This is a genomic window from Microbacterium sp. Marseille-Q6965 (genome assembly GCF_946151065.1).
Lineage (GTDB): Bacteria > Actinomycetota > Actinomycetes > Actinomycetales > Microbacteriaceae > Microbacterium.
This window is the reverse complement of the sequence record NZ_CAMGZA010000001.1, coordinates 1,336,060-1,349,699: the sequence shown is the minus strand read 5'-3', so window position 1 is coordinate 1,349,699 and position 13,640 is coordinate 1,336,060. Positions and strand designations below refer to the sequence as shown.

Here is a 13,640-nt window from a genome sequence, read left to right as displayed (position 1 = left end):
ATGACCACTGGCAAGCCCCGCATCGCGATCGTCGGCATGGCGATCGAGTCCAGCGCCTATGCCGCCCACCGCGCCGGCTACCGCGACTTCCCCGTCCTGACGGGCGAGGCGCTCCTCGAGCGCTACCCCCACCTCGCCCCCGGCCGTCCGCTGCGCGAGGCCGCCGAGTGGATCCCCGTGTTCATGGCCCGCTCGATTCCGGGCGGGGCCGTGCTGCGCGAGGTCTACGACGACTTCAAGGCGCGCATCGTCGACGGGCTGCGGGCGGCCGGGCCCCTCGACGGCGTGTACTTCGACATCCACGGGGCGATGAGCGTGGTGGGCATGGACGACGCCGAAGGCGACCTCGTCACCGCGGTGCGCGAGACCGTGGGCCCCGACGTGCTCATGACGGCGCCGATGGACCTGCACGGAAACGTCTCCGAGACCCTCGCCCTCGCGCTGGATCTGCCGACGTGCTACCGGCTCGCGCCGCACGAGGACGCGTGGGAGACGAAGGAGCGGGCCGCCCGCACCCTCGTCGAGTGGATCGAGCGGGGCGAGCGGCCGCTGCGCGCCTGGGTGCGGGTGCCGATCCTGCTGCCCGGCGAGAAGACGTCCACGCGTGTCGAACCGGCCCGGAGCCTGTACGCGCAGATCGAGCAGGTCGAGAAGCGCGCGGGCATCACCGACGCCGCCATCTGGATCGGCTACGCCTGGGCCGACGAGCCCCGGTGCCACGCCACGGTGATGGTCACCGGAGACGACGCCGCGGCGATCGCGACCGAGGCCGAGAGGATCGCCGGCGAGCTGTGGGACGTGCGTGAGGACTTCGCGTTCGTGGGCCCGCCCGGATCCCTCGACGAGGGCATCGCCGCCGCGATCGCCCACGCCGCCGCGGGCGGCGGACGACCGTATCTCGTCAGCGACTCGGGGGACAACCCGGGCGCGGGCGGCTCGGGCGATGTCACCTGGACCCTCGCCCGGCTGCTCAACAAGCCCGAGCTGACGGCACCGGACGCGCCGGTCACCTACGTGGCGTCGATCTTCGATCAGGGCGCCATCGAGCAGCTGTTCGCGCACACCCCCGGAGATGTCGTCGACGTCGAGGCGGGCGCGCGCGTGGACCACCGCGTCAGCGGGCCGGTGCGCATTCGCGGCGAGCTGCTCTCGCTGCGCGAGGGAGACCCGGCCGCCGGCCGCATCGCCGTGATCGGCGTCGGCGGCATCCGGGCGATCGTGACCGAGTTCCGCAAGGCGTTCCACGCGACGAACGACTTCAGCTCGCTGGGACTCGACCCGGGCGAGGCCGACATCATCGTCACGAAGATCGGGTACCTCGAGCCGACGTTGTACGACGTGGCGAAGGGCTGGACGCTGGCGCTCACTCCGGGACCGGTCGACCAGGACCTGGAGCGGCTGGGGCACCGGCGGATCGTGCGCCCCATGTACCCGTACGACGCGTTCCCGCAGCGCCCCGATCTTTCGGCCGCGCTGCTGCAGGGGCGCGAGTACGTGCGCGGCTTCGCCGCGGGCGGCATCGAGGCCGCCCCGGTCGGCGGGCGGGGGGAGCAGCGGTGACCGCGTTCGAGCTGGCTGTCCAGGACGCCGCCGGGCTCGCCGTGGCGGCGCGCGTGCGACCCGACCGCATCGAGCTGTGCGCGGCGCTCAGCACGGGCGGCGTGACCCCGTCGCCCGCCCTCACGGAGGCGGCGGTGGCCACCGGCGTGCCCGTGCACGTGCTCGTGCGCCCCCGCGAGGGCGGTTTCGACTACGACGACGCCGATCGCGAGCTGATCGTGGCCGACGCCCGCCACGCCGCGGGCCTCGGCGTCGCGGGCGTCGTGATCGGGGGGCTCGCGGGCGGGGCGGTCGACGCCGAGCTCGTGCGCCGCGTGCGCGGGACCGTCGGCGACCTGGAGGTAACCTTCCATCGGGCCTTCGACATGCTCGGCGACCTCGCGGGCGCTCTCGACGAGCTCGCCGGCCTCGGGGTGACCCGGGTGCTCACCTCGGGCGGCGCCTCCCGCGCCGCCGAGGCCGCGCCGATGCTGCGCCGGCTGGCCGAGCGCGCCGGCGACCGGATCCAGGTGATGGCCGGCGGCGGCGTGACCTCGGCGAACGCCGGGGAGCTCGCCGCCACGGGCGTGGCCGCCCTGCACGCGTCGGCCAAGCGGGAGGTCGTCGAGCACCTCGCCGTCGCGCTCGGGTCCGCGGCCCCGGCGGGACCGGCGCGGTACGCGACCGTGGACGAGGCCGAGGCCCTCGCGATCCGCGACGTCCTGGCCGGCGGTGCCGGCGCGTGAGGGCGCTCGGGATCGATTACGGCGGCACGCACACCAAGCTCCTGCTGCTCGAGGGGGAGCGGGAGGTGGCGCGTGACACCGTCGACACCGTGCGGCTCGAGGGTCTCGCCGATCAGGTGAGCTCCTTCCTCGGCGACGCGCGCCCCGCCGCGTTCGGCGTCACGGTCGCGGGCACCCTCGACCCCGTCTCGGGCGTCGTGGGCCGCAGCGCCAACCTGCCGTGGCTCGACGGCACCGCACCCGCCCGACTGCTCTCACAGGCGCTCGGCGTGCCCGGCGTGGCGGTGCAGGACGGTGAGGCGGCGGCACTGGCCGAGGCGCGCATCGGGGCCGGTCGCGGCTCCGACGACGTCTTCGTGATCGCCCTGGGTACGGGGATCGCCGGCGCGCACGTCTCCGGCGGTGCCGTGCGTCGCGGCGCGCACGGGGCGGCCGGCGAAATCGGGCACCTGCGGGTGACCGCCGCCGACCACGCGTGCTCATGCGGCGGCCGCGGCTGCCTGGAGACCGTGATCGGGGGTTCGCAGCTGGGCGCGCGCTGGAGCGAACGGGGCGGGGCCGGTGGCACCGCGCGCGACGTCGTCGCGGCGGCCCGCGCGGGAGACGAGGCCGCCCGTGCGGTGCTCGACGACGCCGCGCGCGGCCTGGGCCGCGCGCTGCTCGCGCTCTCCGCCCTCGTCGATCCGGCCCTCGTCGTCGTCGGGGGAGGCGTCGCCCGCGCCCCGGAGTGGACGGTGGAGCCCGCCCTCGCCCACGCTCGGGCAGAGGCGACCTTCCACACGCTGCCCGATGTCGCCCCCGCGGCGCTGGGCGTGTGGGCCGGGGCGCACGGGGCCGCCCTGGCGGCGCGCGACGCGGCCGCGGCGCGACCGGCGGACGCCTCGAGCGCGGCGCGCACGTAGTCGCTCGCGCGTTCAGCGCATGTCGGCGATCAGGCGCTCCACCGTCGATTCGCGCGCGCTCGCGGCGTGTCGGGACGCGGCGTCGGCCGCGGCGTCGGGGTCCTGCGCGGCGAACGCGCGCACGATCTGCTGGTGTTCCTCGACCACGGCGGCCATCCGTTCCGGCGTGAACGTGCGGGCGCCGAAGCGCCGCAGTCCGATCTCGACCGTGGACAGCAGCCGCGACAGATAGGCGTTGCCCGCGGCCAGGGACAGCTGCCGATGAAAGCCGACGTTGGCGTTCGAGAACGCGTGCGAGTCACCGGCTTGCGCCGCGCGGCGCATCTCGTCCTGCAGCTGCTCGAACGCCTCGAGCTGGGGGGCGCTGATCCGCGCCGCGACGAACCGCGCCGCGAGCGACTCCAGGCTCCCGCGCACCTGATACACGACCGACATGTCCTCGAGCGAGACCTGCGTGACCCGAGCGCCCGCGCCGCGCTCGCGCACGACGAGGCCCTCCTCCTCCAGCCGCGCCAGCGCCTCCCGCACGGGAGTGCGACTGACGCCGAGCGCCTCGGCCAGCACGACCTCGCGCAGCCACGCGCCGGGTTCCAGCACGTCGTCCAGGATCGCGTCGCGCAGCGCATCGGCCGTTGCCCCGACGATGTTGCCGCGCACGTTCTTCGTGATGCGGTAGGCCGCGAGCACATCGGCGAGGTCTCGTTCCGGTTCGGCGACCATGTCCACCCCTCGTTCCGTCTTCCTCGACGGTATCCGGGATGTCCACCGCCCATCCAGTCGGCCTGGGTGTGTCACCGCGCCCGCAGTCGCACGATTCGTCCCTCGGCGTCGATCGCGTCGTGGCGCTCGCGGACGCGCGGATCATGCCCCGGCACGACCACACCGCGCTCTCCGGCGAGCTCCGTGAGGCGGTCGAAGGCGCGGTACATGTCGCCCAGGTCGTAAAGGATGCCGTAGGGGTGATCGCCCTCGAGGTTGGCGTAGAAGTGACTCGCGTCCGACGCCAGCACGATCGGCCCCTCGTCGGTCTCGACGCGCACGACCTGCATTCCGGGGGTGTGCCCGCCCACGAGATGCGCACTGACGCGCTCGTCGATGGCGGCGTCGCCCTCCAGGAGGACCAGCCGTTCGGACCCGGTCAGCGCGCGGAGGCCGGCGATGTCGGCCTCGTGCTTCAGGTGCGCGAAGCTTCCGCGATCGGCCAGGGGTGAGGTCCAGAAGTCGAGCTCTGCGCGCTGCAGCCACACGCGCGCGCCGGGATAGGCGTCGATGAAGCCGGTGTGGTCGTAGTGCAGGTGCGTGACGATGAGGTCCGTCACGTCCTCGGCGCGTCGGCCCAGCCGTTCGAGCAACTCGAGCGGCGTCGCCAGGTACGGCCGGCTGCCGCGTTCGAGCGCGGTCTGCGGTGTGAAGCCGGCGTCGATGACGATCGTGCGGTCATCGTCGATCACCACCCACGTGAAGTAGTCGATCGGGTAGTCGCCGCAGCAGTCCGGCACATGCCCGTAGAAGTGCTCGCCGCGCTGCGACGCGGTCCGGTAGGCGTAGCGCAGCGCGAAGACGCCGTTCACCGGCCGCCCTCCGCCTCGTACGCGAGGGATTGGCCCGTCCACTCCTCCCAGAGCGTGGCGATCGCGGCGTAGTCGCGTCGGCCGAGGCCCCGCGCGGCGGCGAGGTCGTACACCGACTGTGCGGCCTGCGTCGCGAACAGGGGCACACCGGAGCGCTGCGCCATCGCGAGGGCGAGCGTGGAGTCCTTGCGCGCGGCGTCCAGCGGCATGCCGCCCTCGAACGATCCGTTCGCCACGCGCTCCATCATGCGGTGCGTGAGCGGCCTCATGAGTCCGCCGTCGGAGCGCTCGAGCATGTCGGCGATGTCGGCGAGCGCCACGCCCTCGGCCCTCGCCATCGCGAACGCCTCGGCGAGGACCACCATCACGGCGTGCGCGACGCCGTTGTTCACGACCTTCGCCGCCATGCCCGCCCCGAGCTCCCCGTAACGCTTCCAGCCCGCGCCGCCCATGGCGTCGAGCACGGCCGCGACGCGGTCGATGTGGGCGCTCGCGCCGCCGACGAGCAGGGTCGCCTGCCCCGACTCCATCTGGCCGACGCCCGAGAGCACCGCCGCGTCGATCACCAGCGCCCCCGCCGGTTCCAGGATGGTCGCCCATTCCCGGACGTCGGCGGGCAGCACGGTGCTCGTCTCGACGACGACGGTGCCGGGCGCCACGCGTCCGGCCAGCTCGCGGACCACCTGGCGCGACACCGCGGGGTTGGGAAGCGAGAGGACGATGATGTCGCACGCGGCGAGGTCGACGAGCGCCTCCGTCGTGGTGATCCGGTCGCGCTCCGCGGCGAGCGCGCGGCGCTCGGCGGTGATATCGAACGCGAGCACGTCGAAGGCGGCCGCGACGCGGCCCGCCACGGGCAATCCCATCTGTCCCAGGCCGCAGACGGCGATCGTGGTCATCTTCATCTCCTCGTCTCGTTCGTCGCTCATGCCTTGATCGCGAACGGGTCGCGGATGTCCTCGGAGAGGTCGATGAGCACGTTCTTGGTGCGCAGGTACTCGTCGATCGCCTCGACGCCGCGTTCCCGCCCGTGACCGGACTTCTTCACGCCGCCGAAGGGGGCCTGCGCGGCGCTGTAGCGGTAGGTGTTCACCCACACCGTGCCGGCGACCAGTTCGCGCGCGACCCGGTGGACGCGCGTGACATCGCGGCTCCAGATGCCGCTGGCGAGGCCGTACTCCGTGCCGTTGGCGATCTCGATGGCCTCCTCTTCGGTGGAGAACCGGTGCGTCGCGAGCACGGGGCCGAAGACCTCCTGCTGCGCCAGTGGCGAGGCGGGGTCGACATCGGCGAAGACCGTGGGCTGCACGAAGAAGCCGCCCTCCACGGCACCGGCGACCGCACCGGTGCCTCCCGTGAGGAGCCGTGACCCGTCGGCGAGCGCCTCGTCGATACGCGCGAGGATGCGCTCGCGCTGCAGCTCGCTGGCGACGGGACCCATCTGGGTTGCCTCGGCGCGCGGGTCGCCGAGGACGATGCCCCGCGCGACGTCCGCCACGCGGGCGACGAACTCGTCGTGGATCGAGTCGTGCACGAGCAGCCGGCTGCCGGCGATGCAGGTCTGCCCGCCGGCGGCGAAGATGCCGGCGACGGCGCCGGGGACCGCGCGCTCGAGGTCGGCGTCGTCGAACACGATGTTCGCCGACTTGCCCCCGAGCTCCAGCGTCACGGGCACGAGCGCTTCCGTGGCGGTGCGCTGGATCGCCTGCCCGACGCCCACCGAGCCGGTGAAGCTGATGCGTCCCAGGCGAGGGTCGGCGGTCAGGGCGACACCGGCCTCGGCGCCGCCCGTGACGATGTTCACGACGCCCTCGGGGAACCCCGCCTCCGACACGATCTCCGCCAGCTTCAGCGTCGTCAGCGGCGCGATCTCGCTCGGCTTGATCACGACGGTGCAGCCGGCGGCGAGGGCCGGCGCGAGCTTGTTGGCGAGCAGCTGCATCGGTGAGTTCCACGCCGTGATGAGCGCCGCGACGCCCACGGGCTCGCGCCGTGTGTAGTCGAAGGTGTCCCATGCGTCGAGCGGAATCGTCGCGCCGTGGAGCTTGTCGGCCAGACCGGCGAAGAACCGGTAGTTCCGCGCGGCAAAGCGCGCCTGTGTGCGCGTCTCGCGCAGCAGCTTGCCGTTGTCGCGCGTCTCCAGTTGCGCGAGCGACTCGGCATCTCGCTCGAGGATGTCCGCGAGGCGGTGCATCAGGCGCGCCCGCTCCACCCCCGGCACCCGGCGCCAGCTGGCGAACGCCGCCTCAGCGGCGCCGATCGCGTCGCGCACCTGCTCGGCGCTCGCATCCGCGATCGTCCCGAGATGCGCGCCGTCGATCGGGCTCGTCACGTTCAGCGTGCGTGCCGGGTCGATCTCCGGCCGCCTGCCGCCGATGAGCATCCGGGTGTCGAGGGTGGTGGGGATCGTCATGCGTGGATCTGCTCCAGTGCTCGGGCGAGGTGCGGTGCGAAGGCCGCAGGGTTCTCGCAGATGGGGAAGTGGCCGAGACCCGGCATCGTCCAGAACGTGGCGCCCGGGATCTTCTCGGCGGTGGCCCGCGACATGTCGGGCGTGCAGGAGTAGTCGTACTCGCCGGTCATCATGACGACCCGGCAGCGCCCGGTGTCGATGCGGGCGACCTTGTCGGTGCCGTCCCAGTCGCCGCTGTAGAAGTCGATGTCGCCGGCGAACGTTCCGGCGCCGCCCTGTGAGTACATCCAGAGGATGTCATCGCGGCAGCCGGCCGGCGCCGCAGGGCCGATGAGACCGGCGATCCACTCCGGCATGAACGTCATGCCGTCGACGCGGGGATCCCTCGCCCAGGGCGTCGTGCGCCCGGGCACCTTCTCGCTGGCCTCGCAGGCGATCACGCCGCGGAAGACCTCCGGCGCGCGGTACGCCATCTCGAGGCACACCTCGCCCGCCATCGATGCGCCGAGGAGGACGGGATCGTGCAGATCGAGCGCCGCGACGACCGCCAGGATGATGTCGCCGTACAGCTCGGTGGTGAGCGACCAGCCTCCCCACGGCCCGGGCAGGCGGCCGGAGCCGCCGTGCCCGGGGAGGTCGAAGGCGATGACCTCGTGGCGCGCCGTGAGGTGAGCGTCCGACAGCAGGGCGTGCGCCTGGCGCGCGTCGGCGCCGGCGGTGTGCAGCACGAGCAGCGGTGCGCCCTGCCCCGCACGCGCGACGTGGATGTCGACGGAGCCGGTCGGCAGGGCGATGCGCACATAGTGCTCGCGGATGACGGACCGGTCGATGACGGGCTCCTCCGGCAGCGAGGGCGCGCCGTGCAGCAGCTCGCGTCCGATCGCGAGCACGCGGTGGGCGATCCGCGCATGCTGGGCGTATGCCCGCTCGTCGCCGAGCACCCGCGTGCCCTCGATCCGCATCCGCATGGCGAGGAAGTGGTGGAAGCGTGGCGCGGGGGCGGGCTCGAAGAAGCGCGCCCAAGCGTCGCGCGGCGCCCGCAGCTCGAACTCCGCCTCACCGAGGCCGGGGCGGACCTTGCCGTGGTCGACCGCGAACCGCACGCGGTCGCCCTCCGGCGAGGACACCGCGAACTCGACGCGCGCCGAGCGGGCGGCGACGCGCAGGTCCGCGTCGTCGCCGCACCGCTCGATCCACTCCGCGGTCCGGCCGAAGGGGGCCGTCACGCGGCGATCCGCTCGTCGTCGGGAAGCGGCTCGGCCTCCCACTTGCGCCCCGGCCGGGTGGCGAACCACACGGCCACGAACGTGAGCACCGAGACGATGATGATGTACGGCGGAATCGACACCGAGGCGCCGAGGCCCGTGGCGAGCAGCGCGGTGAGGATCATCGGTGCGAAGCCGCCGCCGAAGATCGCCCCGATCTGGTACCCGAGCGACGCGCCGCTGTAGCGCACCTCGGGCGAGAACAGCTCGGCGAAGAGCGTCGCCATCGGGCCGTACATGAGCGGGTGGATCAGCGAGAGCCCGACGACCGACGTGAGCGCCAGCACCAGCTCGCTCTGCGCCGCCTCGTTGATGAGGAAGAAGGGGTAGGCGTAGAGGGCGAGCAGCACGGCGCCCGTGAGGAAGACCTTCCGGCGGCCGACGATGTCGGACAGCAACGCCGCGAGCGGCGTGGTGATCAGCTCGATCGCGCCGGCGATGGCCACGATCACGAGCACGATGCCGCGCTCGAAGCCGAGCTCGGTCGTCGCCCAGGTGAGGATGAACGTGGCGAAGAGGTAGAAGTTCACGAACGGCGCCAGGCACATCGCGATCGTGAGCAGGATGTTGAGCGGGTGGCGCTTGATGGCGTCGAGGATCGGCAGGCTGGAGGTGCGGCCCGTCGCCTCGACGTTGCGGAACTCGGGGCTCTCGACGATTCGGAGGCGGATCACGAGCCCGACGACGACGAGCACCGCGCTGAACAGGAACGGCAGTCGCCAGCCCCACGCGTTGAACTGCTCCGCGGGCATCAGCTGCGCCAGGCCGAAGGCGATGGTCGACAGCACGAGACCGGCGGGGGAGCCGGCCTGCGTCCAGCTGCCCGCCAGGCCGCGACGCTCGGGCCGCTCGTGCTCGACCGACATCAGCACGGCGCCGCCCCACTCGCCGCCGACGCAGAAGCCCTGCAGCAGGCGCAGCGCCACGAGGAGCACGGGGGCCCAGACGCCGATCTGCTGGTAGGTCGGCAGCAGGCCGATGAGGAAGGTCGCGAGACCCATGCCGATCAGGCTGATGACGAGCATCCGCTTGCGTCCGATGCGGTCGCCGAAGTGTCCGAAGACGATGCCGCCGATGGGACGGGCGAGGAAGCCCGCGGCGAAGGTGCCGAACGCGGCGATCGTGCCGAGCAGCGGGTCGGCGTCGGTGAAGAACAGCGCGTTGAAGATGAGTGCGGAGGCGGTGCCGTACAGGTAGAAGTCGTACCACTCGATGGCGGTGCCGACGAAGCTCGCCGTGACGACGCGTCGGCGCATGGTTCGGGCGCTGGCCGACGCGGTGCTCTGCTGGGTAGTCATCATTGACCCTTCTGCGGCCTCGATGCCGCACATGGTGTTGGGATACAGCTTGTATACAGAATGTAGACGAAGGAAGCAACCCTCTCGGGCCGCCGAGTTCAGGAGCGGGCGTACATGCGCAGGCGGGCCTCGCGCGCCGCCGACATGTGGCGCTCCGCGAGCTCGCGCGCGGCCGCGGCATCCTGGCGCGCGATCGCGTCGATGATGCCGTCGTGCTCGGCGAGCGCCTCGTGCCAGCGATCATCGCTGTCGAGCGTCGAGGTGGGGTACCTCCTCAGGTGGAGCCCGAGCCGATCGAGCAGGTCGACGAGGGTGGGGCTGTGGCTGGCCGCCCACAGCGCCTCGTGGAAGGCCTGGTTGGCCGCGGGCCGCTCCTCGCGTGACGTCAGGGCGCGCATGTCCTCCTGCCGCGCGCGCAGGCGCACGAGGTCGAGAGCGGACGCCTGCTGCGCCGCGCGCTGCGCCGCCGACCCCTCGAGGGTGATGCGCACGTCGTAGATGTCGAGGATCTCCTCCGGCGAGGTCGTGCGGACCACCGCGCCGCGCGGTCCCCGCTCGACGAGGCGCTCGATCTCGAGCCGGTGCAGCGCTTCGCGTACGGGGGTCCGGCTCGTGCCGAACTCGGCCGCGAGCGAGTTCTCGGAGAGCACGCGCCCGCCCTCGAAGGCGCCCGAGAGGATCGCGTCGCGGATCTGTTCGTATGCGCTCGTGGGCACGGGGCGTCCTCTCGGCTCGGCTGCGGATCGGTGGCGGTCGGTGTGGGGCGCCGCCCGGCGCCCCACACTATCTTCGCGTCGTCAGGCGACCGATCCCGCCCGCCGGCCGAAGACCATGCCGGCCGCCAGGCCGGAGCCGCCCGGGTAGTTGCCGCTGAAGAGGCCGCCCAGCATCTCTCCGCACGCGAACAGGCCGGTGATCGCCGAGCCGTCCTCCCGCAGCACGCGTCCCTGGAGGTCGCCCCGCACGCCGCCGAACGTGAAGGTGATGCCGCACGTCACGGGGTAGGCGTAGAAGGGCGGCGTCTCGATCGGCACCGCCCAGTTCGACTTGGGGGGCTCCACGTCGGCCCGGCGCCCGTCCTTCACGGTCGGGTCGAAGGGGACCTCGCGGTCGATCGAGGTGTTGAAGGCGGCGATGGTCCGGGCGAGACCGGGGGCGTCGATGCCCGCCGCCTGCGCGAGCTCCTCGAGCGAGTCGGCGACGTACTCGCTGATCCCCGGCATCTCGTACTCCTCGGCGCGCAGGGCGGGGCGCAGGGTGGCGTCGAAGATCTGCCAGCCGATCGAGCCCGGCTGCTTGAGGATCTCGCGGCCGAACTTCGCGTAGGTGTAGTTGCGGAAGTCCTGCCCCTCGTCCACGAACCGCGCGCCGTCGCGGTTCACGATCACGCCGAGGGGGTACGACTGGCGCGTGAGGCGGTTGGTGAGCTCGCGGTTCGACTCGTTGTTCTCGGCCTCCGCGTCCCACTGCGTGCTGTGGCAGGTCGACCAGTCGCCGTGCTTGGCGGCGCCCAGCGCGAGCGCGGCCTCGAGCATCTCGCCGAGGTTGTACGGCGTGCCGCGGACCTTGGCGTTGGCCCAACCGGGGCCGAGGTGCCTCTCGCGCAGCTCCGCCGACGACTCGAACCCGCCCGCCGCGAGGATGACGCTCTCGGCGCGGATCTCGTGTGCGGCGCCGTCCTCGGACTCGTAGCGCACACCGACGACGGCGTCGCCCTCGGTGAGCAGCGCCACGACGTGCGCGCCGTACCGCACCTCCGTGCCCAGCTTCGCGGCGACGGCCGTGTGGTCCTGGATGAGGCCGATGCCGCCGCCGACGTTGCCGATGTGCAGGCCACCCCAGAACAAGTACGTGCCGTCGGGGCGCTCGTACGCCTGCCGCTCGTACATCAGCCGGTACTTGAGGCCGAGCCCGCTGAGCCAGCGCACCGCATCCCCGGCCTCCGTGGTGAGCACCTCCGCCATGGCGCGATCCGTCTTGCCGTCGGTGACGCGGACGAGGTCGGCCATGTACTCCTCGGCGGAGTACGGCGGCACGATCGTGCGGTCGTGGCGGTCGTCCGGCTCGACCACGTCGCGCAGGCCGTCCAGCCCGTCGTGGGCGATGCGGGTGGCGCCCGCGGTGTAGTAGCTGTTGCCGCCCTCCATGCCGGGGGCGCCGCGCTCGAGCAGCAGCACCTTGCGGCCGCGCTCCGCCGCCGCGTGGGCGGCGGAGAAGCCGGCGTTTCCGCCGCCGACCACCACGACGTCGTAGGTTTCGGGGTTCTGCGTCATCTGGGTCTCCTGATCCGGCCACGCCCGAATCCGCGCGACCTGTACCCATCTGTATACAGATGCGTACAGAAGATCGCAAACGCGACGTCGCGGATCAGCGCGAGACGGTCTCGCGCGGCGCGGCGCCGTCGCGTCGCAGGGCGAGCCGGCGCCGCCGGCCGAGCTCGAGCCCGACGAGCGGCGGTACGACGAGCAGCAGCGCCGCGATGATCCACAGCACCACCGTGAGCGGGCTCGAGAGCAGGATCATCGGGTCGCCCTCGGACAGCGTCATCGCACGGCGCAGCTGCGCCTCCATGAGGGGGCCGAGGATGAGGCCGACCACGGCGGGCGCCGCGGGGATGTCGGCCAGGCGCATGAGCATGCCCACGAGTCCCAGGATCGACAGGATCACGATGTCCGCGGTGGATCCGCCGGCCGCGAAGGCGCCGAGGGCGGCGAACACCGTCACCGCGGCGTAGATCGACCAGCTCGGCAGCAGCAGCAGGCGCGCCCACGCCTTCGCGAGGGGCAGGTTCAGGATGAGCAGGAACACGTTGCCGATGAAGAGCGAGGCGATGAGGGCCCACACGAGGTCCCCCGATTCGGCGAACAGCGCGGGCCCCGGCTGCAGGCCGTACGACTGGAACGCCGTGAGGATGATGGCGGCCGTCGCCGACGTCGGCAGGCCGATGGTGAGAAGGGGCACGAGCACGCCGGCGGCGGCGGCGTTGTTCGCCGACTCGGGGCCGGCGACGCCCTCGATCGCGCCGTGGCCGAACTCGCCGCGGTGCTTCGACAGTCGCTTCTCGGCGGCGTAGGACAGGAAGGTCGGGATCTCGGCGCCACCGGCAGGGAGAGCGCCGATCGGGAAGCCGAGAGCGGTGCCACGCAGCCAGGCGGGCCAGGAGCGGCGGAACTCCTCGCGCGTGAGCACGGTGCGGCCCTTGACGGGCGTCACCGTCGAGGAACCCGACCCCGCCAGCACGTGCGAGAGCGTCTCGGCGATCGCGAAGAGACCGACGACGACGAGCACGACATCCAGGCCGTCCAGGAGCCGATCGGAGCCGAAGGTGAGCCGCGGCTGCCCGGACTGCACGTCGATGCCGACGAGCCCGATCGCGAGACCGATCGCCAGGCTCGCGGCGCCCTTGAGGAGGTTCGGGCCGAGAAGCGCGGCCACGGAGATGAACGCGATCGCCATGAGCGCGACATACTCGGGCGGGCCGAGGGTGATCGCGAACTGCGCCATCACCGGGGCGAGCAGCGTCAGCCCGACGGTCGCCACGATGCCCGCGACGAACGAGCCGATCGCGGCGGTGGCGAGGGCCGCGGCCGCCCGGCCGGCGCGTGCCATCTTGTTGCCTTCGATCGCCGCGACGATCGACGCGGACTCCCCGGGCGTGTTGAGCAGGATCGACGTCGTCGAGCCGCCGTACATGCCGCCCGCGTAGATCCCGGCGAAGAGGATCAGGGCGGCCGAGGGCTCGAGCCGGAACGTGATCGGCAGCAGCAGCGCCACCGTGAGCGCGGGGCCGATGCCCGGCAGCACGCCCACGGCCGTGCCGATGGTCACGCCGAGCAGGGCCCACAACAGGTTCGCGGGGGTGATCGCCGAGGCGAACCCCTGCATCAGCAGGTCGAAGGTCTCCAT

Annotated in this window: 12 protein-coding genes; 3 read left to right on the top strand and 9 right to left on the bottom strand. The window is 72.6% G+C overall.

The genetic code is table 11. The annotated features are described in order from the left end of the window. The 3 genes from N8N77_RS06405 to N8N77_RS06395 are packed head-to-tail and all read left to right on the top strand — an operon-like array spanning window position 1 to window position 3,187. Window positions 1-1,560 (top strand): M81 family metallopeptidase, encoded by a 1,560-nt coding sequence (locus N8N77_RS06405; RefSeq protein WP_396652806.1) that lies wholly within the window; start codon window positions 1-3, stop codon window positions 1,558-1,560. Beyond that, complete coding sequence (locus tag N8N77_RS06400; RefSeq protein ID WP_261165524.1) at window positions 1,557-2,285, top strand: copper homeostasis protein CutC; 729 nt, start codon at window positions 1,557-1,559, stop codon at window positions 2,283-2,285. The genes N8N77_RS06405 and N8N77_RS06400 overlap by 4 nt, the downstream gene beginning before the upstream one ends. Continuing rightward, window positions 2,282-3,187, top strand: a complete 906-nt coding sequence (locus tag N8N77_RS06395) for an ROK family protein (RefSeq protein ID WP_261165523.1) — start codon at window positions 2,282-2,284, stop codon at window positions 3,185-3,187. Before N8N77_RS06400 ends, N8N77_RS06395 begins: the two co-directional genes overlap by 4 nt. A 12-nt stretch (window positions 3,188-3,199) precedes the next feature. Here N8N77_RS06395 and N8N77_RS06390 read toward each other — a convergent pair whose 3' ends face one another. The 9 genes from N8N77_RS06390 to N8N77_RS06350 all read right to left on the bottom strand — a co-directional run bounded on the left by N8N77_RS06390 (window position 3,200) and on the right by N8N77_RS06350 (window position 13,640). Continuing rightward, on the bottom strand, window positions 3,200-3,907 hold the full coding sequence (locus N8N77_RS06390; RefSeq protein ID WP_261165522.1) for a GntR family transcriptional regulator: 708 nt from the start codon (window positions 3,905-3,907) through the stop codon (window positions 3,200-3,202). A 71-nt stretch (window positions 3,908-3,978) separates the two neighbouring features. Beyond that, window positions 3,979-4,758, bottom strand: a complete 780-nt coding sequence (locus tag N8N77_RS06385; protein WP_261165520.1) for an N-acyl homoserine lactonase family protein — start codon at window positions 4,756-4,758, stop codon at window positions 3,979-3,981. After that, on the bottom strand, window positions 4,755-5,687 hold the full coding sequence (locus N8N77_RS06380) for an NAD(P)-dependent oxidoreductase (protein WP_261165518.1): 933 nt from the start codon (window positions 5,685-5,687) through the stop codon (window positions 4,755-4,757). The genes N8N77_RS06385 and N8N77_RS06380 overlap by 4 nt, the downstream gene beginning before the upstream one ends. Continuing rightward, complete coding sequence (locus tag N8N77_RS06375; protein WP_261165516.1) at window positions 5,684-7,171, bottom strand: aldehyde dehydrogenase; 1,488 nt, start codon at window positions 7,169-7,171, stop codon at window positions 5,684-5,686. The genes N8N77_RS06380 and N8N77_RS06375 overlap by 4 nt, the downstream gene beginning before the upstream one ends. After that, window positions 7,168-8,397, bottom strand: coding sequence for an alpha/beta fold hydrolase (locus tag N8N77_RS06370; RefSeq protein ID WP_261165515.1), 1,230 nt, complete (start codon window positions 8,395-8,397; stop codon window positions 7,168-7,170). Before N8N77_RS06370 ends, N8N77_RS06375 begins: the two co-directional genes overlap by 4 nt. After that, window positions 8,394-9,734 (bottom strand): MFS transporter, encoded by a 1,341-nt coding sequence (locus tag N8N77_RS06365; RefSeq protein ID WP_261165513.1) that lies wholly within the window; start codon window positions 9,732-9,734, stop codon window positions 8,394-8,396. The genes N8N77_RS06370 and N8N77_RS06365 overlap by 4 nt, the downstream gene beginning before the upstream one ends. A 98-nt stretch (window positions 9,735-9,832) precedes the next feature. Continuing rightward, the gene (locus N8N77_RS06360) at window positions 9,833-10,450 is read right to left on the bottom strand and encodes a GntR family transcriptional regulator (protein ID WP_261165511.1); all 618 of its coding nucleotides are present in this window, start codon (window positions 10,448-10,450) and stop codon (window positions 9,833-9,835) included. Window positions 10,451-10,531: 81 nt separating this feature from the next. Further along, entirely contained in the window at window positions 10,532-12,007 is a 1,476-nt protein-coding gene (tcuA, locus tag N8N77_RS06355; protein ID WP_261165509.1) for an FAD-dependent tricarballylate dehydrogenase TcuA, read from the bottom strand. Window positions 12,008-12,101: 94 nt separating this feature from the next. Continuing rightward, a complete protein-coding gene (locus N8N77_RS06350) occupies window positions 12,102-13,640 on the bottom strand; it encodes a tripartite tricarboxylate transporter permease (RefSeq protein ID WP_261165507.1) in 1,539 nt (512 codons plus the stop codon).